The sequence below is a fragment of the Bacillus sp. EB V-12 genome, from assembly GCF_056158125.1.
The window spans coordinates 767,201-791,300 of sequence record NZ_JBUXJL010000001.1; the positions used below are offsets into that span (position 1 = coordinate 767,201).

The 24,100-nt window shown below is 37.5% G+C and carries 26 protein-coding genes; 25 read left to right on the forward strand and 1 reads right to left on the reverse strand.

The features are described 5' to 3' along the window. The first annotated feature begins 18 nt into the window (after window positions 1-18). Both ACZDYH_RS04115 and spoVM read left to right on the forward strand, forming a co-directional pair. Window positions 19-699: a thiamine diphosphokinase gene (locus ACZDYH_RS04115; protein ID WP_000752663.1), complete on the forward strand. Its 681-nt coding sequence runs from the start codon at window positions 19-21 to the stop codon at window positions 697-699. Window positions 700-765: 66 nt separating this feature from the next. After that, a complete protein-coding gene (spoVM, locus tag ACZDYH_RS04120; protein ID WP_001213599.1) occupies window positions 766-846 on the forward strand; it encodes a stage V sporulation protein SpoVM in 81 nt (26 codons plus the stop codon). A 73-nt stretch (window positions 847-919) separates the two neighbouring features. On the opposite strand, the gene rpmB is transcribed toward spoVM, so the two are convergent. Further along, window positions 920-1,108, reverse strand: coding sequence for a 50S ribosomal protein L28 (gene rpmB / locus ACZDYH_RS04125; protein WP_000124776.1), 189 nt, complete (start codon window positions 1,106-1,108; stop codon window positions 920-922). A 376-nt stretch (window positions 1,109-1,484) separates the two neighbouring features. On the opposite strand from rpmB, the gene ACZDYH_RS04130 reads away from it, so the two are divergent. From ACZDYH_RS04130 to sucD, 23 genes are all read left to right on the forward strand, one after another. After that, a complete protein-coding gene (locus tag ACZDYH_RS04130) occupies window positions 1,485-1,847 on the forward strand; it encodes an Asp23/Gls24 family envelope stress response protein (RefSeq protein WP_000021109.1) in 363 nt (120 codons plus the stop codon). Between the two features lie 22 nt (window positions 1,848-1,869). Next, window positions 1,870-3,546 carry a DAK2 domain-containing protein gene (locus tag ACZDYH_RS04135; RefSeq protein ID WP_000027129.1) on the forward strand — a complete coding sequence of 559 codons (1,677 nt, stop codon included), beginning with the start codon at window positions 1,870-1,872 and terminating at the stop codon, window positions 3,544-3,546. A 290-nt stretch (window positions 3,547-3,836) separates the two neighbouring features. After that, a complete protein-coding gene (recG, locus tag ACZDYH_RS04140) occupies window positions 3,837-5,885 on the forward strand; it encodes an ATP-dependent DNA helicase RecG (protein WP_102955945.1) in 2,049 nt (682 codons plus the stop codon). An 88-nt stretch (window positions 5,886-5,973) separates the two neighbouring features. After that, window positions 5,974-6,567 (forward strand): transcription factor FapR, encoded by a 594-nt coding sequence (fapR, locus tag ACZDYH_RS04145; RefSeq protein ID WP_000747348.1) that lies wholly within the window; start codon window positions 5,974-5,976, stop codon window positions 6,565-6,567. Continuing rightward, complete coding sequence (gene plsX / locus ACZDYH_RS04150) at window positions 6,564-7,556, forward strand: phosphate acyltransferase PlsX (RefSeq protein ID WP_086389460.1); 993 nt, start codon at window positions 6,564-6,566, stop codon at window positions 7,554-7,556. The genes fapR and plsX overlap by 4 nt, the downstream gene beginning before the upstream one ends. Window positions 7,557-7,570: 14 nt before the next feature. Beyond that, window positions 7,571-8,515, forward strand: a complete 945-nt coding sequence (fabD, locus tag ACZDYH_RS04155; protein WP_000515900.1) for an ACP S-malonyltransferase — start codon at window positions 7,571-7,573, stop codon at window positions 8,513-8,515. Further along, window positions 8,515-9,255 carry a 3-oxoacyl-[acyl-carrier-protein] reductase gene (fabG, locus tag ACZDYH_RS04160; RefSeq protein WP_000911773.1) on the forward strand — a complete coding sequence of 247 codons (741 nt, stop codon included), beginning with the start codon at window positions 8,515-8,517 and terminating at the stop codon, window positions 9,253-9,255. The genes fabD and fabG overlap by 1 nt, the downstream gene beginning before the upstream one ends. A 69-nt stretch (window positions 9,256-9,324) precedes the next feature. After that, window positions 9,325-9,558, forward strand: coding sequence for an acyl carrier protein (gene acpP, locus ACZDYH_RS04165; RefSeq protein WP_000786062.1), 234 nt, complete (start codon window positions 9,325-9,327; stop codon window positions 9,556-9,558). Window positions 9,559-9,616: 58 nt separating this feature from the next. After that, on the forward strand, window positions 9,617-10,354 hold the full coding sequence (rncS, locus tag ACZDYH_RS04170; RefSeq protein ID WP_001146875.1) for a ribonuclease III: 738 nt from the start codon (window positions 9,617-9,619) through the stop codon (window positions 10,352-10,354). 146 nt (window positions 10,355-10,500) lie between these two features. Continuing rightward, a complete protein-coding gene (gene smc / locus ACZDYH_RS04175) occupies window positions 10,501-14,070 on the forward strand; it encodes a chromosome segregation protein SMC (protein ID WP_000478974.1) in 3,570 nt (1,189 codons plus the stop codon). A gap of 15 nt (window positions 14,071-14,085) precedes the next feature. Then, complete coding sequence (ftsY, locus tag ACZDYH_RS04180) at window positions 14,086-15,075, forward strand: signal recognition particle-docking protein FtsY (RefSeq protein ID WP_000007655.1); 990 nt, start codon at window positions 14,086-14,088, stop codon at window positions 15,073-15,075. 133 nt (window positions 15,076-15,208) lie between these two features. Beyond that, on the forward strand, window positions 15,209-15,541 hold the full coding sequence (locus tag ACZDYH_RS04185; protein WP_000891062.1) for a putative DNA-binding protein: 333 nt from the start codon (window positions 15,209-15,211) through the stop codon (window positions 15,539-15,541). 12 nt (window positions 15,542-15,553) lie between these two features. Then, window positions 15,554-16,903, forward strand: a complete 1,350-nt coding sequence (ffh, locus tag ACZDYH_RS04190) for a signal recognition particle protein (protein WP_000863460.1) — start codon at window positions 15,554-15,556, stop codon at window positions 16,901-16,903. 101 nt (window positions 16,904-17,004) lie between these two features. Further along, the gene (rpsP, locus tag ACZDYH_RS04195; RefSeq protein WP_000268750.1) at window positions 17,005-17,277 is read left to right on the forward strand and encodes a 30S ribosomal protein S16; all 273 of its coding nucleotides are present in this window, start codon (window positions 17,005-17,007) and stop codon (window positions 17,275-17,277) included. Window positions 17,278-17,291: 14 nt separating this feature from the next. Then, on the forward strand, window positions 17,292-17,519 hold the full coding sequence (locus ACZDYH_RS04200) for a KH domain-containing protein (protein WP_000737401.1): 228 nt from the start codon (window positions 17,292-17,294) through the stop codon (window positions 17,517-17,519). A 121-nt stretch (window positions 17,520-17,640) separates the two neighbouring features. Next, window positions 17,641-18,156: a ribosome maturation factor RimM gene (rimM, locus tag ACZDYH_RS04205; protein WP_000170278.1), complete on the forward strand. Its 516-nt coding sequence runs from the start codon at window positions 17,641-17,643 to the stop codon at window positions 18,154-18,156. Further along, on the forward strand, window positions 18,156-18,890 hold the full coding sequence (gene trmD / locus ACZDYH_RS04210) for a tRNA (guanosine(37)-N1)-methyltransferase TrmD (RefSeq protein ID WP_000686903.1): 735 nt from the start codon (window positions 18,156-18,158) through the stop codon (window positions 18,888-18,890). Before rimM ends, trmD begins: the two co-directional genes overlap by 1 nt. A 146-nt stretch (window positions 18,891-19,036) precedes the next feature. Further along, window positions 19,037-19,381 (forward strand): 50S ribosomal protein L19, encoded by a 345-nt coding sequence (gene rplS / locus ACZDYH_RS04215; RefSeq protein ID WP_001186516.1) that lies wholly within the window; start codon window positions 19,037-19,039, stop codon window positions 19,379-19,381. Window positions 19,382-19,482: 101 nt separating this feature from the next. Next, window positions 19,483-20,034 carry a signal peptidase I gene (lepB, locus tag ACZDYH_RS04220; protein ID WP_000711853.1) on the forward strand — a complete coding sequence of 184 codons (552 nt, stop codon included), beginning with the start codon at window positions 19,483-19,485 and terminating at the stop codon, window positions 20,032-20,034. Window positions 20,035-20,054: 20 nt separating this feature from the next. Further along, on the forward strand, window positions 20,055-20,945 hold the full coding sequence (ylqF, locus tag ACZDYH_RS04225) for a ribosome biogenesis GTPase YlqF (protein WP_000236704.1): 891 nt from the start codon (window positions 20,055-20,057) through the stop codon (window positions 20,943-20,945). Window positions 20,946-21,001: 56 nt separating this feature from the next. After that, window positions 21,002-21,775, forward strand: coding sequence for a ribonuclease HII (locus tag ACZDYH_RS04230; RefSeq protein ID WP_001194265.1), 774 nt, complete (start codon window positions 21,002-21,004; stop codon window positions 21,773-21,775). A 194-nt stretch (window positions 21,776-21,969) separates the two neighbouring features. Next, entirely contained in the window at window positions 21,970-23,130 is a 1,161-nt protein-coding gene (sucC, locus tag ACZDYH_RS04235) for an ADP-forming succinate--CoA ligase subunit beta (protein ID WP_001020791.1), read from the forward strand. Window positions 23,131-23,149: 19 nt separating this feature from the next. Beyond that, on the forward strand, window positions 23,150-24,052 hold the full coding sequence (sucD, locus tag ACZDYH_RS04240) for a succinate--CoA ligase subunit alpha (protein ID WP_000115178.1): 903 nt from the start codon (window positions 23,150-23,152) through the stop codon (window positions 24,050-24,052). The last annotated feature ends 48 nt before the right edge of the window (window positions 24,053-24,100 follow it).

Genomic DNA, 24,100 nt, shown 5'->3' on the forward strand with positions numbered 1-24,100 from the left:
AAAAAGGCAATCTACCGAATGGCAGATTGCCTTTTTACAATGGAAGGAGAAGAAAAAATGATTATTCATATTTTGGCAGGAGGACCTTCGGAATATTGCGCAGATTTTGCTCGATACGAGAATGAGGAAGTAGTGTGGGCAGCGGTTGATAGGGGAGTATACCGTCTATTAAAGAAAGGGATTACCCCGGCTGTTGCGTTTGGAGATTACGATTCAGTTACTGAAGAAGAATTAGTATGGATGGGACAGCAAACGAACGAATTACATATTGTTCCGCGGGAAAAAGATCAAACGGATTTAGAAATTGCAATCAACTGGGCATTAGAACAGAAGCCGGCACTAATTCGTATTTTTGGTGCTACTGGTGGAAGGCTTGATCACGGTTTGGCAAATATACAGATGCTTTTAAAAGGGTTAGAAGTAGAGATAGAAATGTGTATTGTGGACAATAAAAATGAAATAACAGTTAAAAAAATGGGTACACATATAATTGAAGAAAATAAAAATTTTCCTTATGTATCTTTTGTACCAGTTACTGAAATAGTGGAAGGGATTACATTGTTTGGTTTTAAGTACCCTCTTACTAATAAAACAATAGAGTGGGGATCAACACTTTGTATTAGTAACGAACTCGTTGAGGAAAAAGGTACTTTTTCATTTACTTCTGGCATATTAATGTTGATAAGAAGCACTGATTGAAGAAACAATTTTGCTCCTTACATCATATAGTGACCAAGTGGAGTAATGGGGATTAGGAGGGAAACCATGAGATTTTATACAATTAAGTTACCTAAATTTCTTGGTGGAATAGTTCGTGCAATGTTAAATACCTTCAAAAAAGATTAAAAAAAGCACCTATCACCGGTGCTTTTTCCATTGTTATAGTAAAAAAAGAGCCTATCGGCTCTTTTTTTTATTATTAAACACGTTCGATTTTGCCAGATTTTAATGCTCTAGCAGAAACGTAAACACGTTGAACTTTTCCGTCGATGCGTACGCGAACTTTTTGAAGGTTAGCGCCCCATTTACGTTTTGTAGCGTTCATTGCGTGAGAACGAGAGTTACCAGAACGAGCTTTTCTTCCAGTAATAGCACAAACACGAGCCATTTATATTTCCCTCCCTTGATACCTTACCATACGTAATTTTTCAATGTTAGTCTTTTATGCGATGCTAAAAACACTACTATAATTTAACACAACTAAAAAGAGAATGCAACACCGTAGAAAAAAGAAATCAAGAAAATTTACTTGACACTATATGTTAATGAAGAAAAGTTGAAATCCATAAAAATTGCTTGACATATTATAGTGGTACATGTTGTATAATAACAATGGACTATTTTGCTCATCATAAAAAAGTGTAATTTAAAACATAAAATATGAGAGTGAAAAGAAAGAACGATGGAATTTTCTTTAAAAAGATTATATGATAGTAACTAAAGTAGTCTAGCTCACTTTCACCATTTATGAAGGGGGAAACGAGATGTCAATTGAAATTAAAACGAAGTACGGTCAAATTGATATTAGTACAGATGTAATTGCAACAATTGCTGGAGGTGCCGCGGTAGATTGCTACGGTATCGTAGGTATGGCATCAAAAAATCAGTTAAAAGATGGATTAACAGACATTTTACGAAAAGAAAACTTCACTAGAGGTGTTATTGTTCGTAAAGATGAAGATGAAGTACATATTGATATGTATATTATTGTGAGCTATGGTACGAAAATTTCAGAAGTGGCACATAATGTGCAGACGAAAGTGAAATATACATTAGATCAAACTGTAGGACTAGCAGTAGATTCTGTAAACATCTACGTACAAGGAGTTAAAGTAATAAACTTGTAATGTGCATTAAGGAGGAAAATCTGTGTCAATTCAAAAAATTGATGGAAAACGTTTATCACAAATGATCATGCAAGGAGCGAATAATTTAACAAACAATGTTCAGCTTGTTGATGCATTAAACGTATTTCCAGTTCCAGATGGCGATACCGGTACAAACATGAACTTATCTATGACTTCAGGTGCGCGTGAAGTGAAAGCAAACCCTTCACAGCATGCTGGTAAAGTCGGCGTAAGTTTAGCCAAAGGATTATTAATGGGAGCTCGTGGTAACTCTGGAGTTATTTTATCTCAGTTGTTCCGTGGTTTCTCTAAATCCATTGAACAAAAAGAAGAATTAACAACAGTTGATTTTGCTGCAGCACTAGAAGCTGGAGTAGAGGCGGCTTATAAAGCGGTTATGAAACCGATTGAAGGAACGATTTTAACGGTTGCAAGAGAAACGGGTAAATATGCAGTAACAGTTGCGAAAAAACAGCGCGACTTTGTTTTGTTTATGGAAGACGTTGTGAAAGAAGCAAACGCATCGTTAAATCGTACGCCAGATTTATTACCTGTATTAAAACAAGTTGGCGTTGTAGATAGCGGTGGTAAAGGTCTTGTAGTGGTATACGAAGGATTTTTAGCTGACTTAAAAGGAGAAACGATTTCTTCTGATGCACCGACGCAACCATCTATGAATGAAATGGTACGCGCAGAACATCACCGTAGTGTACAAAGCCAATTGAGTACAGAAGATATTAAGTATGGATATTGTACGGAGTTCATGGTGAAATTAGAGGCTGAAAAGGTGAAAGAGCATAATTTCTCTGAACAAAAATTCCGTGAAGATATTAGTGTATATGGTGATTCTCTACTAGTTGTGTCTGATGATGAAATTGTAAAAGTTCATATCCATGCAGAACATCCTGGAGACGCTATGAACTACGGGCAAAAATACGGTAGTTTAATTAAGATTAAAGTAGAAAATATGCGTGAACAGCATACTGCTTTATTAGATGAACCTACTATGGTTCCTGAACAACCAGCTCAATCGAAAGAAAAACAACCATATGGTATCGTAACTGTAGCTATGGGGTCTGGTATTAAAACTTTATTTGAGAGCATCGGCGCAACGAAAGTTATCGAAGGTGGTCAAACGATGAATCCAAGTACGGAGGATATCGTGAAGGCAATTGAAGAAGCAAATGCTGAAAAAATCATTATTTTACCGAATAACGGAAATATTGTAATGGCAGCAGAACAAGCGGCATCAGTTGTAGATCAAGAAGTTATTGTTGTTCGTTCGAAAACAGTTCCTCAAGGTATGGCAGCAATGTTAGCATTTAACCCAGTTGGAACGTTAGAAGAGAATGAAGAAAACATGCAAGAAGCTTTATCTCATGTGAAAACAGGTCAAATTACGTATGCTGTACGTGATACGGAAATTGATGGTGTAGCAATTCAAAAAGATGACTTCATGTGTATTGCAGATGGGAAAATTGTATCTACAAATGCTGAAAAAGTAGGAGCTGCGAAGCAATTACTAGAAGCGCTTATTGATGAAGATTCTGAAATCGTAACGATTCTACAAGGTGAGGATGCAACTGACGAAGAAGTAGCGGAGTTAGTTGAATTTGTAGAAGAGAAATTTGAAGATGCAGAAGTAGAAGTGCATGCTGGAAACCAACCAGTGTATTCTTTCATCTTCTCTGTAGAATAAGATAAGATTCGTTTTGAAAATAAATGGATTACTTACTTGCTAATGGATAAGAAGTAGTAATATGAAGTTTATTACTAGTTTTTATTCAAAAGGCTAGCATATTGAAGAGAGAAAAGAGCCTTGCTGCTAATAGTGAGGCTCTTTTTTACTTGTTTTATATAAGGGATTTGAGTAGTTTCTCTTAGAATGCCTATGATAGAATATATAAGGTGAAAGAGAGCGATTACAGATGCTAATTGGTACTCAAATAAAATGCAATAAAGAAAATAATGTGACGGGGTGTGAGAATCTTGAATGATGTTGTACAAGTTCCTGTTACGGATGTAAAGGGGATCGGAGGAGAAACATCTGAGTTACTACATGAGATGGGTATTTATACAGTTTCTCATCTATTAGAACATTTTCCATACCGTTATGAAGATTATGCGATGAAAGATCTTGCTGAAGTAAAGCATGATGAACGTGTAACGGTTGAAGGGAAGATTCATAGTGCTCCTTTGCTGCAATATTATGGTAAGAAGAAATCGCGTTTAACAGTTCGTGTTCTCGTCGGTCGTTATTTAATTACGGCGGTATGTTTTAATAGGCCTTACTATAAGCAAAAATTAAAGTTAGATGAAACGGTAACGATTACTGGTAAATGGGATCAACATCGTCAAACAATTGCTGTATCAGAACTTCATTTTGGGCCGGTTGTACGTCAACAAGAAGTGGAACCTGTTTATTCAGTAAAGGGGAAACTTACAGTAAAACAGATGCGTCGTTTTATTGCTCAAGCGTTAAAGGAATATGGAGATTCTATAGTCGAAGTGTTACCGGATGGTTTGTTAGGGCGATATAAATTATTACCAAGATATGAAGCGCTCAGGGCATTGCATTTTCCGGTAGGACAGAAAGATTTGAAGCAAGCGCGTCGCCGTTTTGTATATGAAGAATTTTTCTTATTTCAGCTGAAAATGCAAACGCTCCGGAAAATGGAGAGGGAAAATTCAAAAGGGACGAAGAAAGAGATTCCGTCAGTAGAATTACAAGAATTTATCGATGCACTGCCGTTTCCATTAACGGGTGCGCAGCGCCGAGTTGTAGATGAAATTTTGAAAGATATGACATCTCCTTATCGGATGAACCGACTATTGCAAGGTGACGTTGGTTCTGGGAAAACAGTTGTTGCTGCGATTGGCCTTTATGCATCGAAATTAGCCCATTATCAAGGTGCTTTAATGGTTCCTACAGAAATTTTAGCTGAGCAACATTATCAGTCGCTTGCTGAAACGTTTTCGCATTTTGGTATGAAGGTGGAACTGTTAACAAGTTCTGTTAAAGGGGCGAGACGTCGAGAAATTTTAGCGAAGTTAGAACAAGGAGAAATAGATATTCTTGTTGGAACGCATGCCTTAATTCAAGATGAAGTTATATTTCATAGGTTGGGTCTCGTTATTACAGATGAACAGCATCGATTTGGTGTAGCGCAGCGCCGAGTTTTACGGGAGAAAGGTGAAAGTCCAGATGTATTATTTATGACAGCGACACCAATTCCGCGTACGCTTGCAATTACTGCATTTGGAGAGATGGATGTTTCGATAATCGATGAGATGCCAGCAGGTAGAAAGGTGATTGAAACATACTGGGCAAAACATGATATGTTAGATCGCGTTCTCGGTTTCGTTGAAAAGGAGATAAAAAAAGGAAGACAGGCATACGTTATTTGTCCTTTAATTGAAGAATCTGAGAAACTTGATGTGCAAAATGCTATCGACTTACATAGTATGCTGACGCATCATTACCAAGGGAAATGCCAAGTTGGATTGATGCATGGGAGATTATCGTCTCAGGAAAAAGAAGAGATAATGGGACAGTTTAGTGAAAATAAAGTACAAATTCTTGTATCGACAACAGTTGTTGAAGTAGGTGTGAACGTACCGAATGCGACTGTAATGGTTATTTATGATGCAGAACGTTTCGGTTTATCGCAGCTTCATCAGCTTAGAGGGCGTGTCGGCCGTGGTAGTGAACAATCATATTGTTTATTAATAGCAGACCCTAAATCAGAAACAGGGAAAGAAAGAATGCGCATAATGACTGAAACAAATGATGGATTTGTATTGTCAGAAAAAGATTTAGAATTACGAGGTCCTGGAGATTTCTTTGGGAGTAAGCAAAGTGGCTTACCAGAATTTAAGGTTGCTGACATGGTACATGATTATCGAGCGTTAGAAACAGCAAGGCAAGATGCGGCGATACTAGTAGATTCAGAAGCGTTTTGGCATAATGATCAGTATGCTGCCTTGCGTACGTATCTTGATGGGACAGGTGTTTTCCAAGGAGAGAAGCTCGATTAAAGGGAGTCAACAAAAGTTTTTGTTGCATTCTACTTTTAATGATTATATACTACTGTTAGTACCTAGTCATAAAAATGGATGGTGCGGTATGAAAAAAAGAAGAAGTAAAAAAGAAAGACAAGAGTTATTACAACAAACAATCGAATCAAATCCTTTTATTACGGATGAAGATTTAGCGGAAAAATTTCAAGTGAGTATACAAACAGTACGACTTGATCGTATGGAATTGTCTATTCCTGAATTAAGAGAGAGAATTAAACATGTAGCTACAAAGCAACATGAAGAAGATGTGAAATCTTTACCGTTAGAAGAGGTTGTTGGAGAAATTATTGATATTGAATTAGATAGACATGCAATCTCTATCTTTGAAGTAAAGATAGAACATGTATTTAAAAGAAATCAAATTGCTCGTGGGCATCATCTGTTTGCGCAAGCAAACTCACTAGCTGTTGCGGTTATTGATGAAGAATTAGCTTTAACTGCAAAGTCTACCATTCGATACATTCGCCCTGTAAAATTAGGAGAGCGTGTTGTTGCAAAAGCGCGCGTTGAAGATGTAGAGAATGATAAGGGACGGACGGTTGTCAAAGTGCGTAGCTTCGTTGGAGAAGAACTTGTTTTTACAGGCACTTTTGAAATGTATCGATCTAGTAATTATAGTGAGGAAGGTAACAACTTATGAAAATCGCAATAGATGCAATGGGCGGAGATCACGCTCCAAAGGCTGTAGTATTAGGGGCAATGAAAGCTATTAAGGAATATTCTGATTTACATATTACGTTAGTAGGGAAAGAAGAGGAAATTCGTCAATACTTAACGAGTGATGAACGAATTACTATTCTTCATACAGACGAAAAAATAGAATCAACGGAGGAACCAGTAAGAGCGGTCCGTCGAAAAAAACAAGCTTCAATGGTGCTTGCGGCACAACAAGTAAAGGATGGAGAAGCAGACGCTTGTATATCCGCAGGTAGTACGGGAGCTTTAATGGCAGCTGGATTATTTGTAGTCGGTCGTATGGAAGGAATTGAGCGACCAGCTTTATCGCCTACAATGCCAACTGTAGATGGAAAAGGTTTTGTTATGTTAGATGTTGGAGCAAATGTTGATGCAAAACCAATTCATTTATATCAATATGCAGTAATGGGATCTGTTTATGCTGAGAAGGTAAGAGGAATTGAAAATCCTCGCGTTGGACTATTAAACGTTGGAACAGAGGATGGAAAAGGAAACGAGCTTTCAAAGCAAGTATTTGCAATGCTTAAAGATGCGCCAATTAATTTCGTTGGGAACGTTGAATCAAGAGATTTATTGCAAGGTGTAGCAGATGTTGTTGTATGTGATGGTTTTACAGGGAATGTAGCGTTGAAATCATTAGAGGGAACAGCACTTGCGCTATTCTCTATGTTGAAAGAACAGTTAATGAGTTCATTTACGAGCAAATTAGCAGCGGCGGTATTAAAGCCAAAACTTATGGTATTAAAAGATAAAATGGATTATTCGGAGTATGGAGGAGCTGCATTATTTGGATTGAAAGCACCTGTCATTAAGGCTCATGGTTCTTCTAATGACCAGTCGATATTTAGTGCGATTCGTCAAACGAGAGAAATGGTAGCGAAAGAAGTAATTCTTACGATTTCAAGCGTAATGGAGAAAGAGTCACTCCAATAAGAGGAGGATTTGAAATGGGAAAAATAGCATTTCTTTTTCCGGGCCAAGGTTCACAGGCAGTTGGAATGGGTAAACAATTAGCAGAGAATAATAAAGAGGTTGCAAAAGTGTTTGCAAAAGCAGATGAGGTGTTGGAAGATTCACTTTCAGAAGTGATTTTTGAAGGACCGCAGGAAAAGCTTACATTAACAACAAATGCGCAGCCTGCATTATTAACAACGAGTTTTGCTATTTTGACAGCTTTGAAAGAGTATGACATTACACCTGACTTTGTCGCTGGTCATAGTTTAGGTGAATATAGTGCTCTTGTAGCAGCTGGTGCATTAACTTTTGAAGATGCTGTATATGCTGTAAGGAAACGTGGCGAATATATGGAAGAAGCTGTTCCGGGCGGGGAAGGCGCAATGGCAGCTATATTAGGTGCTGACCCACATATGCTGAAACAAGTTACAGAAGAAGTAACAAGTGAAGGATATGCAGTGCAAATCGCTAATATGAATAGTACGAAGCAAATTGTGATTTCTGGAACGAAGCAAGGCGTAGAGGTTGCTTCTCAAAGAGCGAAAGAAAATGGTGCAAAGAGAGCGATTCCACTAAAAGTAAGTGGGCCATTCCATTCTTCACTTATGAAGCCGGCAGCTGAGAAGTTCCAAAGTGTTTTAAATGAAATTACAATTCATGACACGAATATTCCTGTTATTGCAAATGTTACGGCGGAAGTTATTACACGTGGTGCAGACATTCAAGAAAAGTTAATTGAACAGCTTTATTCGCCTGTATTATGGTACCCGTCTATTGAATATATGGTGAGCCAGGGAGTAGATACGTTTATTGAAATTGGACCTGGAAAAGTACTTGCTGGACTTATGAAGTCAATTGATTCATCAGTAAAAGCATATGCGATATACGATGAAGAGACATTAAAAGATACCATTTCAAATTTGAGAGGAGAAAACTGATGTTAAAAGGGAAGGTAGCATTAGTAACTGGCGCTTCACGTGGAATTGGTCGCGCGATTGCGATCGATTTAGCGAAACAAGGGGCAAATGTAGTAGTAAATTATGCTGGTAATGAACAAAAAGCAAATGAAGTAGTAGATGAAATTAAAAAATTAGGTTCTGATGCAATTGCGGTAAGAGCAGATGTTGCAAATGCTGATGATGTTACAAATATGGTGAAACAAACAGTAGATACATTTGGACAAGTTGATATTCTTGTAAATAATGCTGGTGTAACGAAAGATAATTTATTAATGCGTATGAAAGAAGAAGAATGGGATACAGTTATTAATACAAACTTAAAAGGTGTATTCTTATGTACAAAAGCAGTATCTCGTTATATGATGCGTCAACGTCACGGTAGAATTATAAACATCGCTTCGGTTGTTGGTGTTATAGGAAACCCAGGACAAGCTAACTATGTTGCTGCTAAAGCGGGTGTTATTGGATTAACAAAAACATCTGCAAAAGAGTTAGCAAGTCGAAATATTACAGTGAATGCAATTGCGCCGGGCTTTATTGCGACTGATATGACGGATGTACTAGATGAGAATATTAAAGCCGAAATGTTAAAAGTTATTCCAGCTGCTCAATTTGGTGAAGCGAAAGATATCGCGAATGCTGTAACGTTTTTTGCTTCTGATCAAAGCAAATATGTTACAGGTCAAACGTTAAATGTTGATGGCGGTATGGTAATGTAATAAAAGAATCGATTTCACCTAGTTTTTTTGGTCAATATTTAATATAATATTTGAGGGGAGGTGAATGGAATGGCAGATGTTTTAGAGCGCGTAACAAAAATCATCGTTGATCGTTTAGGAGTAGAAGAGACTGAGGTAGTACCAGCTGCAAGCTTCAAGGAAGATTTAGGAGCAGACTCCCTAGATGTAGTAGAACTTGTAATGCAATTAGAAGATGAATTCGAAATGGAAATTTCTGATGAAGATGCTGAAAAGATTGCTACTGTTGGCGATGCTGTGACTTACATAGAGAGTCATCTATAATGCTTAAGTGAAGTCCCGTTTTTTAGCGGGGCTTTCTGGCTTATATCTGGAGGGACCTATGCCGTACCGAAAATATAGAGAAAAAAAATACGAAACAAAATATCGTGAAGCATTTAAAGTGTTTCAAGAAAAGATAGGTATTACGTTTACAGATGAAAAATTATTGATTCAAGCATTTACGCATTCATCGTATGTGAATGAGCATCGAAAAAAACCGCATGAAGATAATGAGCGTCTTGAATTTCTTGGAGATGCAGTATTGGAACTGACTGTATCGCAGTATCTGTTTCAAAAATATCCGACAATGAGCGAAGGAGAGTTAACAAAACTACGTGCAGCTATTGTATGTGAGCCATCTCTTGTTCGTTTTGCGAACGAATTGTCATTTGGTAGCCTTGTTTTATTAGGAAAAGGTGAAGAAATGACAGGTGGACGTGAACGACCAGCTTTATTAGCGGATGTCTTTGAAGCGTTTATTGGTGCCCTTTATCTTGATCAAGGGCTAGAAACAGTTTGGGAATTCTTAAAAGAAATTGTATATCCGAAAATTAATGAGGGTGCTTTTTCTCATGTGATGGATTATAAGAGTCAGTTGCAAGAATTGATTCAGCGTGATGGCAGTGGCAATGTTGAGTATCAAATTTTGCAAGAAAAAGGACCAGCTCACAATCGAGAATTTGTGTCACGTGTTACGTTAAATAACGTAGCTTTAGGTCTTGGTAGTGGTAAGTCGAAAAAAGAAGCAGAGCAACAAGCTGCTGCAGAAGCATTGAAAAAATTAAAAGAACAACTATAAGGAATCCCCCTTTGAATGAGGGGGATTCCTTGTGCATAGAATGAAACTTTCTTTTTGTTTATAATGAAAAAGAAGGTAAATCCGTATAATACTTGTTTTTGTATAGAGAACATTTATAACGACGGAGAATAGGAGGAAGGCCTTTCGTGTTTTTAAAAAGATTAGAAATAGCAGGGTTTAAGTCTTTTGCTGAGCGTGTATCTGTTGATTTTGTCCCAGGTGTAACTTCTGTAGTAGGACCTAATGGAAGCGGGAAAAGTAATATTACTGATGCAATTCGCTGGGTACTTGGTGAACAATCTGCAAAATCATTACGTGGTGCAAAGATGGAGGATATTATTTTTGCAGGCAGTGATACGAGGAGAGCGGTTAATGTTGCTGAAGTAACAATAACTTTAAATAATGAAGATCAACGTTTACCAATTGAATACAATGAGGTGTGTGTAACACGTCGTGTATCTCGTTCAGGTGATAGTGATTTTTATATTAATAAACAATCATGTAGATTGAAAGATATTATCGATTTATTTATGGACTCTGGTATGGGAAGAGAAGCTTTTTCAATTATTAGCCAGGGGAAAGTGGAAGAGATTTTAAGTAGTAAGTCAGAAGAGCGTCGAGGTGTATTTGAAGAAGCGGCAGGCGTACTAAAATACAAACTTCGCAAAAAGAAAGCTGAAGGGAAATTAGCAGAAACACAAGAAAACTTAAATCGTGTACAAGATATAATTCATGAATTAAGTAGTCAAGTAGAACCTTTAGAAAGACAAGCTTCTATTGCGAAAGATTATCTTGAGAATAAAGAAGAATTAGAGAAAGTAGAAGCCGCGCTTATTGTCCATGAAATTGAAGAATTGCACGAGAAATGGGAAGCGCTTCGAAATCAGTTTGGGCATAATAAAAACGAAGAAGCTAAAATGTCAACGAATTTACAAAAAAGTGAAGAAGAGCTTGAGGAATTACGAGGACAATTACAAGCGGTAGATGAGTCTGTAGACTCGTTGCAAGAAGTACTTCTTCTTTCTAGTAAAGAGCTAGAAAAACTTGAAGGGCAGCGTGAGTTGTTAAAAGAGAGAAAGCAAAATGCTACGACGCATTGTGCGCAACTTGAGCAGTTAATTGTTGAATTAACAGAGAAAGCTAAAAGTTACGATGGTGAGATTGAGTCAAGTACAGAAGCTTTAATGCAATTTGTGAATGAAGTAAAAGAGTTGGAGCAAAAATTGCATGATAATGAGCAACTGCTTGCTACTTTTGCTGACAATTTAGAGGAACAGATTGAGAATTTAAAAGGTGACTATATTGAGCTTTTAAATCAACAAGCTAGTCATCGTAATGAATTATCTATGATTGAAGAACAATCTAAACAGCAAACGTCTAAAAACGAGCGTCTAGATGAAGAGAATGCGAAATATGTAGAAATGCGTATGGAAATTACAGCGAAAAAGACGAAACTTGTAGAAAGTTACGAACAAGCGAAAGAAAAAGTAGCTGGCATTCTCTCAAACATACAGAAGACAGAGGCGGCGCTTGGGAAATGTAAGACGCAGTATAGTGAAAATGAAACAAAACTGTATCAAGCATATCAATTTGTGCAACAGGCACGTTCTCGAAAAGAAATGCTTGAAGAGATGCAAGAAGATTATTCTGGATTCTATCAAGGTGTACGTGAAGTATTGAAAGCTAGAGAAAATAGGTTGCAAGGTATCGAGGGTGCTGTTGCGGAACTGTTAACGGTACCGAAAGAATACGAAGTTGCAATGGAAATTGCTCTAGGTGCAGCGATGCAGCACATTGTTGTACAAACAGAGGAGCATGCTCGTAATGCGATAGCATTTTTAAAGCAAAATAAACATGGACGTGCAACGTTTTTACCGCAAGCTGTTATTAAAAGCAGGTCTTTATCATTTGAGCAATTACGCATTGCAAATCAACACCCATCGTTTGTAGGTGTGGCGGCAGAACTTGTGCAGTACAACAATAAATATGAAAATGTAGTTTCAAATTTATTAGGTACGGTTATTGTTGCGAAAGATTTACGCGGAGCAAATGAGTTGGCGAAACAACTGCAATACCGTTATCGCATTGTAACAATCGAAGGTGATGTAGTGAATCCTGGCGGTTCTATGACTGGTGGGGCGGTAAAGCAAGCGAAATCTTCTTTATTAGGACGCCAACGTGAACTGGAAGAGTGGACTCGCAAGTTAACTGATATGGAAGAAAAAACAATGAAGTTAGAAAACTTTGTTAAAGCAGTAAAACAAGAGATTCAAGAAAAAGAAGTGAAAATACGCGAACTAAGGCAAACTGTAGAAGTAGATCGTGTAGATGAGCAGAAATTAAGAGAAGAGATTAATCGTCTAGAATTAGAAGAACATCGTATTAATGATCGATTGTCTATTTATGATTTAGAGATTGAAGGGTTTTTACAAGATCGAGTAAAAATGCAAGGGCGTAAAGAGGAGTTAGAAGGGATTTTAACGAATCTTCAAGCTGATATCACTAAGTTAGATAGTAAAATTGTAGCTTTAACAAAACAAAAAAGTGAGCAACATTCTTCGAAAGAAAAAGTTCAAAAAGAAATGACGGAGTTAAAAGTTCTGGTAGCTGAAAAGCAACAACGCTTATTTAATCAAAAAGAAAAAGTTGAACGATTGACGAAGGAAAAAGAAGAAACGGATGCGACACTTGTAAAAACGAAAGAGGATTTAGCGTTCTTAAAACAAGAAATGACATCTAATTCAAGTGGTGAAGAGCAAATTACGAATATGATTGAGAAGAAAGCATATGATCGTAATCAAACTTCAGAATTAATTCGCTCTCGTCGTGAACAACGTGTATCGTTGCAAGAGAGGGTAGAACATTTAGAGCGCAATTTGAAAGAAACGACAGGTAAACATAAATATATTCTTGAAATGTTGAAAGATCAAGAAGTGAGAATAAATCGACTTGATGTAGAGTTGGAAAATAGATTACAACATTTACGTGAAACATATACGATTTCATTTGAAGCGGCAAAACTAAAATATACAATGACAATGCCTGCAGAAGATGCGCGTAAGAAAGTAAAATTAATCAAATTATCTATAGAAGAGTTAGGTACAGTGAACCTAGGGGCAATTGATGAATATGAACGTGTAGCGGAGCGTCATACATTCTTACTAGAGCAGAGAGATGACCTAGAAGAAGCGAAAGCGACATTGCACCAGCTTATTACCGAAATGGATGAAGAAATGAAAAAACGCTTTTCTACTACGTTTGAAGGCATTAGAATGGAGTTTCAATCGGTATTCTCTGAATTATTTGGAGGCGGTAGAGCGGATTTAGTAATGACTAATCCAGAGGATTTACTAAATACGGGTATTGATATTGTAGCACAACCGCCAGGGAAGAAACTGCAGAACTTAGGTTTACTTTCAGGTGGAGAGCGTGCTTTAACAGCAATTGCGCTTTTATTTGGTATTTTAAAAGTACGCCCAGTACCATTCTGTGTACTAGATGAGGTAGAGGCAGCCCTTGATGAGGCGAATGTAGCTCGTTTTGCACAGTATTTAAAGAAATTCAGTAATGAGACGCAGTTTATTGTAATTACACATAGAAAAGGTACAATGGAAGAGTCTGATGTGTTGTACGGTGTAACAATGCAAGAATCAGGGGTATCTAAACTTGTTTCGGTTCGTTTAGACGCCGGAGAAGAACTTGTTGCAAGTGAATAGGAAGGATGGGAAAGTATGAGTTTTTTTAAAAAACTAAAAGAAAAAATTTCAAAACAAACGGATACAGTTACAGAGAAATTTAAACAAGGATTAGAAAAAACGAGAAATTCATTTGCGGATAAAGTGAATGATTTAGTGTATCGTTACCGTAAAGTGGACGAAGATTTTTTCGAAGAGTTAGAAGAAATCTTAATCGGTGCAGACGTTGGCGTTGCGACGGTAATGGAATTAATTGACCAATTGAAAGAAGAAGTACAACGTCGTAACATTCAAGATCCAAAAGAAGTACAAGCTGTTATTTCAGAAAAACTAGTAGGAATTTACAAAGGCGACAGCGATTTTAGTAACGAAATTAATATGCAAGAGGACCAATTAACGGTTGTTTTATTTGTTGGTGTTAATGGTGTAGGAAAAACGACGACAATTGGTAAACTGGCGCATAAGTTTAAATCAGAAGGTAAGTCAGTCCTATTAGCGGCAGGAGACACATTCCGTGCTGGAGCGATTGAACAATTAGAAGTATGGGGCGATCGCGTTGGTGTAGAAGTGATTAAACAAGGATCTGGATCTGATCCAGCGGCGGTTATGTATGACGCTGTACAAGCTGCGAAAGCACGTAAGGTAGATGTATTACTATGTGACACAGCAGGACGCTTGCAAAATAAAGTAAATTTAATGAAAGAATTAGAGAAGGTGAAGCGTGTAATTGAGCGTGAAGTACCAGGTGCTCCTCATGAAGTATTACTTGTTATTGATGCAACAACAGGACAAAACGGTTTAAGCCAAGCGAAAACATTCCGTGAAGCAACGAATGTAACTGGTATTGTTTTAACGAAGTTAGATGGAACTGCTAAAGGTGGTATTGTATTAGCGATTCGTAACGAAATGGATGTACCAGTGAAGTTTGTTGGATTAGGAGAGCAAATGGATGACTTGCAACAGTTTGATCCAGAACAATATGTGTATGGTTTATTTGCGAACTTAGTAGAAACAGAAGAAGTATAAGTGAAAGGAGCGGTATTTCCGCTTCTTTTTCTATAAAAAATATATGATGTTAAGAAAAAAACTTGACACTCTTTTGGACTACATGTAAACTAATTCATGTAAAGGGAAATCACTTAACAAAGGATGATCCAACATGCTCGAAAAAACAACGAGAATGAACTATTTATTTGATTTTTATCAATCGTTGTTAACGCAAAAACAAAGAAGTTATATGTCGCTTTATTATCTAGATGATTTATCTCTTGGTGAAATTGCGGAAGAATTTGATGTAAGTCGCCAAGCCGTGTATGATAACATTAAACGGACTGAAGCGATGCTTGAAGAATATGAAGAAAAATTAGTATTACTTCAAAAGTTTCAAGAGCGACAGCGACTTGTTGCAAAGCTAAAACAGCTAATCAGCGAAGAAGAGCATGTGAATGAAGAAATGAAACAAGTTGTTGAAGCTATCGAAAAATTAGATTAGGAGGGCGGCAATATGGCATTTGAAGGATTAGCCGACCGACTTCAACAGACAATGCAAAAAATCCGCGGCAAAGGAAAAGTTTCTGAAGCCGATGTGAAAGAAATGATGAGAGAAGTTCGTCTAGCTCTTTTAGAAGCAGATGTTAACTTTAAAGTAGTAAAAGATTTTGTGAAGCGTGTGTCTGAACGTGCTGTCGGACAAGATGTAATGAAAAGTTTGACACCTGGACAACAAGTAATTAAAGTTGTACAGGAAGAACTTACAGAACTTATGGGCGGAGAGCAAAGCAAAATTGCTGTTGCTAATAAGCCACCGACTGTTATTATGATGGTTGGTCTGCAAGGTGCGGGTAAAACAACGACGACAGGTAAGCTTGCGAATTTGCTTCGTAAAAAGCATAACCGTAAACCGATGCTTGTTGCAGCGGATATTTACCGTCCAGCAGCGATTAAACAGCTTGAAACATTAGGGAAGCAATTGGACATGCCTGTATTCTCTTTAGGAGATCAAGTAAGTCCTGTTGAAATTGCGAAACAAGCGATTGCAAAAGCAAAAGAAGATCATCACGATTATGTTTTAATCGATACAGCGGGTCGCCTGCATATTGATGAAGAACTAATGGATGAATTAGCGAAAGTTAAAGAAGTTGCGAAACCGGATGAAATTTTCCTTGTTGTCGATGCGATGACGGGACAAGACGCGGTAAATGTTGCACAAAGTTTCCATGAACAGTTAGGTTTAACAGGTGTTGTATTAACGAAATTAGATGGTGATACGCGCGGTGGTGCTGCATTATCTATTAAGGCTGTAACAAACACGCCGATTAAATTTGCTGGTATGGGTGAAAAACTAGATGCAATTGAAGCGTTCCATCCAGAGCGTATGGCATCCCGTATTTTAGGGATGGGCGATGTCTTAACATTGATTGAAAAAGCGCAAGCTACAGTTGATGAAGAGAAAGCGAAAGAACTTGAGCAAAAAATGCGTACGCTTTCGTTTACGCTTGACGATTTCCTAGAACAACTTGGACAAGTGCGTCAACTTGGGCCGCTTGATGAATTGTTAGGAATGCTTCCTGGTGCAAATAAAATTAAAGGGCTGAAAAATGCACAAGTTGATGAAAAACAAATTGGGCATATTGAGGCAATTATTCGTTCTATGACTAAATTAGAACGAGAACAACCGGAAATAATCAATGCTAGTCGCAAAAAGCGCATTGCCAAAGGTAGCGGTACAACTGTACAAGAAATCAATCGTCTAATTAAACAATTCGATGACATGAAAAAAATGATGAAGACGATGACGGGAATGCAAAAAGGTAAGAAAAAAGGACTAGGTGGATTGAAGTTTCCATTCATGTAAGGAAAAAAAGATGGCTCTGTTAAGAAAAAATACTTTACAAAGTAATAGTCTTTTTGCTAATATAATTATCTGTGTGAAATAAATTCGGAGGTGCTTTATAAATGGCAGTTAAAATTCGTTTAAAACGTATGGGAGCTAAAAAAACTCCTTTCTATCGTGTAGTTGTTGCAGATTCTCGTTCTCCTCGTGACGGACGTTTCATTGAGGAAATCGGAACTTACAATCCAGTTGCTCAACCAGCTGAAGTTAAGATCAACGAAGAAGCAGCATTAAAATGGTTAGGAAATGGTGCTAAACCATCTGATACAGTTCGTAACTTATTCTCTAACCAAGGTATCATGGAGAAATTCCACTTATCTAAACAAGGTAAGTAATTGAGGCAATGACTATGAAGAAGTTAGTCGAGACGATTGTCAAGCCTCTTGTCGATTATCCTGAAGATGTAAAAGTTACACAGGAACTTTGCAACGGAGAGATAAAGTATCGATTAACTGTACATCCTGAGGATGTTGGAAAAGTCATTGGAAAGCAAGGGAGAGTTGCGAAAGCGATTCGAATGCTCTTGTATTCAGTGGGACATCATAATGATGAAAAAGTAACACTGGAAATTCAATAAACGTAAAAAAGGGCGAGGAGTTATTCCTCTCCCTTTTTTAACATTTAAATAGAGAGTGCATGTTCCATCTGTGAAATGGAGATGCTTAATTTATATAGAAACCAGGGGTGACATACTATTTATGACAAAATGGTTTAACGTAGGGAAGATTGTAAATACTCATGGCGTAAGAGGGGAAATCCGTGTTATTTCTCGTACTGATTTTCCAGAAGAGCGATATAAAGTAGGAAACACGTTATACATATCGAATGAGAAAGGCACAGACTACCTTCCGGTGAAGGTAACTTCTCATCGCCAACATAAGACATTCGATTTATTAACATTTGAAGGATATAACAATGTAGATGAAGTAGAGAAGTTTAAAGGTTCTTTAATAAAAGTACCAGAAGAGCAGTTAGGTGAACTTGCTGAAGGTGAATACTACTATCATGAAATTATTGGTTGCAGTGTTGTAACGGAAGAAGGAGAAGCGCTAGGGACAATCAAAGAGATTCTATCTCCTGGTGCAAATGATGTTTGGGTAATTAAACGCCCGAAGGGTCAAGATCTTTTAATTCCTTATATCGATGACGTTGTACTTCAAGTTAATATTGAAAATAAATTAGTAACCATTCATGTAATGGAAGGGCTGCTATAATGAAAATTGATATTTTAACGTTGTTCCCAGACATGTTTACCGGTGTATTTGGATCTTCTATATTAAAGAAGGCGCAAGAAAAAGAAGCGGTAAACCTTCGTGTTGTTAACTTTCGTGATTATACAACAAGTAAGCATAATAGCGTAGACGATTATCCTTACGGCGGAGGAGCTGGTATGGTGCTTACTCCTCAGCCTATTTTTGATGCTGTAGAAGATTTGACGAAAGAGACAGAGCGTAAGCCTAGAGTTGTCTTAATGTGTCCGCAGGGCGAAAGATTTACGCAGAAGAAAGCGGAAGAGCTTGCAGGGGAAGAACATTTGATCTTCGTATGTGGGCATTATGAAGGGTATGACGAACGAATTCGTGAGCATCTCGTAACGGATGAGATTTCTATTGGTGACTATGTATTAACGGGCGGAGAATTAGCCTCTATGGTTATTACTGATAGTGTTGTACGTCTCTTGCCAGGTGTGCTAGGAAATCATGCTTCACAAGTAGAGGATTCGTTTAGTACAGGTTTATTAGAGCATCCTCATTATACACGTCCAGCTGATTTTCGTGGTATGAAGGTACCGGATGTATTAATGTCAGGGAATCATAAAAACATTGATGAATGGCGACATAAGGAATCTTTGCGTCGAACGTATACGCGTAGACCTGATTTGTTAGATGAGAGAGAGTTATCTAAACAAGAGAAAAAATGGCTTGAGGAAATAAAGCGAGAGCAGTAATAACTTCATATATTTGCTATTGCAACAGGCCTAGTAATATGCTATTATAACATTTGTGCTACTGAAATCAGTAGCCGTATTAACGATGTTCCGCTGTAATTTATTAAGACTTTATAAGAGCATCTGTTTAAAGGAGAGAATTTAATATGCAACAATTAATCGCAGAAATTACAAAAGGCCAATTAAAAACTGACCTTCCTTCATTCCGTCCTGGTGACACTTTACGTGTACACGTAAAAGTTGTTGAGGGAACTCGTGAAAGAATTCAGCTTTTCGAAGGTGTTGTAATTAAACGTCGTGGTGGCGGAATCAGTGAAACATTCACAGTTCGTAAGATTTCTTACGGTGTAGGTGTTGAGCGTACATTCCCAGTTCACACGCCAAGAATCGCGAAAATCGAAGTACTTCGCCGTGGTAAAGTACGTCGTGCTAAGTTATACTACTTACGTAACCTTCGCGGTAAAAAAGCACGTATTAAAGAAATTCGATAAGACATGTATGGGAGCTTGTAAATGCACAAGCTCCCTTTTTCCAATCTATATGAAATTTTGGTATAATACGAGCAGTTTACATAACCGTGGAGGGGAAATGCATGAAAAAAGAGAAGAGTTCACTTTGGGAATGGATTAAAGCAATTTTGATTGCTGTTGTATTAGCTGGTGTTATTAGACAGTTTTTCTTTGCGCCAATTCTCGTAGACGGGGTATCGATGGCACCTACTTTACATGATCGTGATCGAATGATTGTGAATAAAATTGGTTATCACATTGGAGATCCAAAACGCTTTGATATTATCGTATTTCGAGCAACAGAAGATAAAGATTACATTAAGCGCATTATAGGCCTGCCAGGCGATGAAATAGAGTATCGTAATGATAAACTGTATGTTAACGGAAAGGCTTATGAGGAGCCGTATTTAGACAAGCAGAAAAAGCAAATTGCTGATGGACCGCTTACATATGATTTTAATCTTGAAGAAATGACAGGCAAGAAAACCGTTCCAAAAGATCAATTATTTGTTTTAGGTGATAATCGTCGTTTTAGTAAAGATAGCCGTTCAATCGGTACGATTTCAATGGATCAAGTAATTGGTAAAGCTAATATGTTATATTGGCCGTTAGAAGACGCACGTATTGTGAAATAAATGAAAAAGAAGGTGGCAACATGGTAATTCAATGGTTTCCAGGGCATATGGCGAAGGCTAGACGCCAAGTAACGGAGAAATTAAAATTAATTGATGTTGTAATTGAACTTGTAGATGCTCGATTACCATTATCATCTCGAAACCCAATGATTGATGAAATCATTACACATAAGCCAAGGCTTGTTGTTTTAAATAAAGCGGATATGGCGGATGATCGTTTAACAAAACAATGGATCGCATATTTTAAAGAAAAAGGCCATATGGCAATTTCGATTAACGCGCAAGCTGGACAAGGTATGAAGGAAATTGCAGCAGCTTGTAAAGTGCTTGTTAAAGAAAAATTTGATAAAATGGTTGCAAAAGGTATTAGACCGAGAGCGATTCGTGCATTAATTGTAGGTATACCAAATGTTGGTAAATCTACATTGATTAATAAATTGGCAAAGAAAAATATTGCTAAAACAGGAGATCGTCCAGGTGTGACAACAGCTCAACAATGGATTAAAGTTGGGAAGGAAATGGAATTGTTAGATACACCAGGTATTCTGTGGCCTAAATTTGAAGATCAATTAGTGGGTCTTCGTTTAGCGACAACGGGTGCAATTAAAGATTCAATTTTAAATTTACAAGATGTAGCTGTTTACGCATTACGTTTTATGGAGAAACATTATCCAGAACGCTTGAAAGAACGCTATAATTTAAATGAGATTCCAGAAGATATTGTGGAATTATTCGATGCAATTGGAAAAAATAGAGGCTGCTTAATGGGCGGCGGAATGATTGATTATGATAAGACATCTGAGCTTGTGCTTCGTGAGCTTCGTGGTGGCAAACTTGGAAAAATGACGTTTGAAACACCGGAAGAGTTTGGAGAGCAAGTGGAAGATGTGGAAAAAATAGAAGAAGTATAAGACGTGCGTTTGTGCGTCTTTTCTTTTTGGATATGTTTAAAAAGGAGCTTGTATAAATGCAAACTATGACGATAAAAGAAGCGGAAAATGTATTGAAAGAAATTATGAATGAAGAAGATGATCGCTTTCAACTGTTAATGAAAGATGATCGAAAAGGTGTTCAAAAGCTCGTTTTGAAGTGGTATAAACAAAAAGAGTTAGAACAGAAAGAAAAAGAGAAGTTTTTTGAAATGTCCAAGTATGAAAATGCTTTGCGTGAAAAAGGGGTCACATATATCGCGGGTATTGATGAAGTAGGGCGTGGGCCATTGGCTGGGCCTGTTGTGACGGCAGCTGTCGTTCTTCCTGAGGATTTTTATATTCCAGGGTTAAATGACTCGAAAAAGTTGAGTGAAGCGAAACGTGAGCGTTTTTATGATGAAATAAAAGTACAAGCAATTGCAATTGGAGTAGGAATTGTATCACCGCAAGTTATTGATGATATTAATATTTACCAAGCAACGAAACAAGCGATGTTAGATGCAGTTGCAAATTTATCTTGTACACCCCAACATTTATTAATTGATGCGATGAAGCTTCCTACACCAATTCCGCAAACATCAATTATTAAAGGTGATGCGAAAAGTGTTTCGATTTCAGCAGCATCCATTATAGCAAAAGTAACGAGAGATCGTATGATGAAAGAACTGGGAGAGAAGTATCCTGAATATGGATTTGAGCAACATATGGGATATGGCACAAAGCAACATTTAGAGGCAATTGAAGTGCATGGAGTACTAGATGAACACCGCAAGTCATTCGCACCAATTAAAGATATGATTCAAAAATAAGCTGTAAATATACAGCTTATTTTTTTATTTTGGCATATAAACATTACTATTTTCGAAAAAGAATAAAGCGATTTCAGTTTTCTGACACTTTATTGTAGACAGCGTGCCAATCATCTTATACAATGGCAATGTAATGTTTTTTAAACATTAAAAAACTTTTCGAGTAAAACAGGAAAACAGGGGAGGATGGGACCATGAATATCCATGAGTACCAAGGTAAGGCAGTCCTTAGAAGCTATGGGGTTAGCGTTCCGAACGGGAAGGTTGCATTTACAGTAGAAGAAGCTGTAGAAGCAGCGAAAGAATTAGGAACAGATGTATGTGTAGTGAAAGCACAAATTCACGCTGGTGGACGCGGCAAAGCTGGCGGAGTAAAAGTTGCAAAAAATTTAGATGAAGTTCGTACATATGCAGAAAGCATTTTAGGAACTACACTTGTGACACATCAAACAGGTCCTGAAGGTAAGGAAGTAAAACGCTTACTTATCGAAGAAGGTTGCGATATTAAAAAAGAATATTATGTAGGTCTAGTTTTAGATCGTGCAACTTCTCAAGTTGTTTTAATGGCGTCTGAAGAAGGCGGAACAGAAATTGAAGAAGTAGCAGAAAAAACACCTGAAAAAATCTTTAAAGAATATATTGATCCAGCAGTAGGCTTGCAAGGTTTCCAAGCGCGCCGAATTGCATTTAACATCAATATTCCAAAAGAGCTTGTAGGACAAGCTGTGAAGTTTATGATGGGCTTATATCGTGCGTTTATCGAAAAAGATTGCTCTATCGCTGAGATTAACCCACTTGTTACAACAGGCGAAGGTAAAGTTATGGCATTAGATGCAAAATTAAACTTTGATTCTAATGCGTTATATCGCCATAAAGACATTTTAGAGCTTCGTGATCTTGATGAAGAGGATTCAAAAGAAATTGAAGCTTCAAAATACGATTTAAACTACATTCCTTTAGATGGAAATATCGGTTGTATGGTTAATGGTGCAGGTTTAGCGATGGCTACAATGGATATCATTAAACATTACCACGGTGACCCAGCTAACTTCTTAGATGTTGGTGGCGGTGCAACTGCAGAAAAAGTTACAGAAGCATTCAAAATTATCCTTTCTGACAAAAATGTAAAAGGTATCTTCGTTAACATTTTTGGTGGCATTATGAAGTGTGATGTTATTGCAGAAGGTGTTATTGAAGCAACGAAACAAGTAGGTCTTGAGTTACCTTTAGTTGTACGTCTTGAAGGCACAAACGTAGAACTAGGTAAGAAAATTTTAAATGAGTCTGGCTTAAATATTGTTGCAGCAGAATCTATGGCAGACGGTGCACAAAAAATTGTTTCACTAGTGGGCTAATAGAAAGCGGGGGAGAAAAATGAGCGTATTAGTTAATAAAGATACAAAAGTTATTGTTCAAGGTATTACAGGTTCTCAAGGTTTATTCCATACAAAACAAATGATTGAATACGGTACGAAAATTGTCGGTGGTGTAACACCAGGTAAGGGCGGCACTGATATTGAAGGTGTACCAGTATTTGATACAGTAGAAGATGCAGTGAAAGCAACAGGCGCAAACGCTTCAGTTGTATACGTTCCACCCGCTTTTGCGGCAGATGCAATTATGGAAGCTGTTGATGCAGAAATTGATTTAGTAGTATGTATTACTGAAGGGATTCCTGTATTAGATATGGTAAACGTAAAGAGATATATGGCGGGTAAACATACACGTTTACTTGGACCAAACTGCCCAGGTGTAATCACACCAGATGAATGTAAGATTGGTATTATGCCAGGATATATTCATAAAAAAGGTCATGTTGGTATCGTATCTCGCTCTGGTACATTAACTTATGAAGCTGTACATCAGTTAACACAAGAAGGTATTGGCCAATCTACTGCTGTAGGTATCGGCGGAGACCCTGTTAACGGTACAGACTTTATTGATGCGTTAAAAGCATTTAATGAAGATGAAGAAACACATGCTGTAATTATGATTGGTGAAATCGGCGGTACAGCAGAAGAAGAGGCAGCTGAATGGGTAAAAGCTAATATGACAAAACCTGTTGTAGGCTTCATTGGTGGTCAAACAGCGCCTGCTGGCAAACGTATGGGCCATGCTGGTGCAATCATTTCTGGCGGTAAAGGAACTGCTGCTGAAAAGATTAAAACAATGGAAGCTTGTGGCATTAAAGTAGCTGAAACTCCAGCAGTTATGGGAGAAACGCTAATCTCTGTTTTAAAAGAAAAAGGTTTATTTGAGACTTGTAAAAACTATTAATCTGTTGAAAGACACCTTCTTACTTGAGGGTGTCTTTTTACACTTTTT

Bases quoted from the DNA above. Each gene is read 5' to 3' on its own strand.
- ACZDYH_RS04115 (WP_000752663.1), top strand. From the start codon at position 19: ATGGCAGATTGCCTTTTTACAATGGAAGGAGAAGAAAAAATGATTATT.
- spoVM (WP_001213599.1), top strand. From the start codon at position 766: ATGAGATTTTATACAATTAAGTTACCTAAATTTCTTGGTGGAATAGTT.
- rpmB (WP_000124776.1), bottom strand. From the start codon at position 1,108: ATGGCTCGTGTTTGTGCTATTACTGGAAGAAAAGCTCGTTCTGGTAAC.
- ACZDYH_RS04130 (WP_000021109.1), top strand. From the start codon at position 1,485: ATGTCAATTGAAATTAAAACGAAGTACGGTCAAATTGATATTAGTACA.
- fapR (WP_000747348.1), top strand. From the start codon at position 5,974: ATGAAAAAAAGAAGAAGTAAAAAAGAAAGACAAGAGTTATTACAACAA.
- plsX (WP_086389460.1), top strand. From the start codon at position 6,564: ATGAAAATCGCAATAGATGCAATGGGCGGAGATCACGCTCCAAAGGCT.
- fabD (WP_000515900.1), top strand. From the start codon at position 7,571: ATGGGAAAAATAGCATTTCTTTTTCCGGGCCAAGGTTCACAGGCAGTT.
- fabG (WP_000911773.1), top strand. From the start codon at position 8,515: ATGTTAAAAGGGAAGGTAGCATTAGTAACTGGCGCTTCACGTGGAATT.
- acpP (WP_000786062.1), top strand. From the start codon at position 9,325: ATGGCAGATGTTTTAGAGCGCGTAACAAAAATCATCGTTGATCGTTTA.
- rncS (WP_001146875.1), top strand. From the start codon at position 9,617: ATGCCGTACCGAAAATATAGAGAAAAAAAATACGAAACAAAATATCGT.
- ftsY (WP_000007655.1), top strand. From the start codon at position 14,086: ATGAGTTTTTTTAAAAAACTAAAAGAAAAAATTTCAAAACAAACGGAT.
- ACZDYH_RS04185 (WP_000891062.1), top strand. From the start codon at position 15,209: ATGCTCGAAAAAACAACGAGAATGAACTATTTATTTGATTTTTATCAA.
- ffh (WP_000863460.1), top strand. From the start codon at position 15,554: ATGGCATTTGAAGGATTAGCCGACCGACTTCAACAGACAATGCAAAAA.
- rpsP (WP_000268750.1), top strand. From the start codon at position 17,005: ATGGCAGTTAAAATTCGTTTAAAACGTATGGGAGCTAAAAAAACTCCT.
- ACZDYH_RS04200 (WP_000737401.1), top strand. From the start codon at position 17,292: ATGAAGAAGTTAGTCGAGACGATTGTCAAGCCTCTTGTCGATTATCCT.
- rimM (WP_000170278.1), top strand. From the start codon at position 17,641: ATGACAAAATGGTTTAACGTAGGGAAGATTGTAAATACTCATGGCGTA.
- trmD (WP_000686903.1), top strand. From the start codon at position 18,156: ATGAAAATTGATATTTTAACGTTGTTCCCAGACATGTTTACCGGTGTA.
- rplS (WP_001186516.1), top strand. From the start codon at position 19,037: ATGCAACAATTAATCGCAGAAATTACAAAAGGCCAATTAAAAACTGAC.
- lepB (WP_000711853.1), top strand. From the start codon at position 19,483: ATGAAAAAAGAGAAGAGTTCACTTTGGGAATGGATTAAAGCAATTTTG.
- ylqF (WP_000236704.1), top strand. From the start codon at position 20,055: ATGGTAATTCAATGGTTTCCAGGGCATATGGCGAAGGCTAGACGCCAA.
- ACZDYH_RS04230 (WP_001194265.1), top strand. From the start codon at position 21,002: ATGCAAACTATGACGATAAAAGAAGCGGAAAATGTATTGAAAGAAATT.
- sucC (WP_001020791.1), top strand. From the start codon at position 21,970: ATGAATATCCATGAGTACCAAGGTAAGGCAGTCCTTAGAAGCTATGGG.
- sucD (WP_000115178.1), top strand. From the start codon at position 23,150: ATGAGCGTATTAGTTAATAAAGATACAAAAGTTATTGTTCAAGGTATT.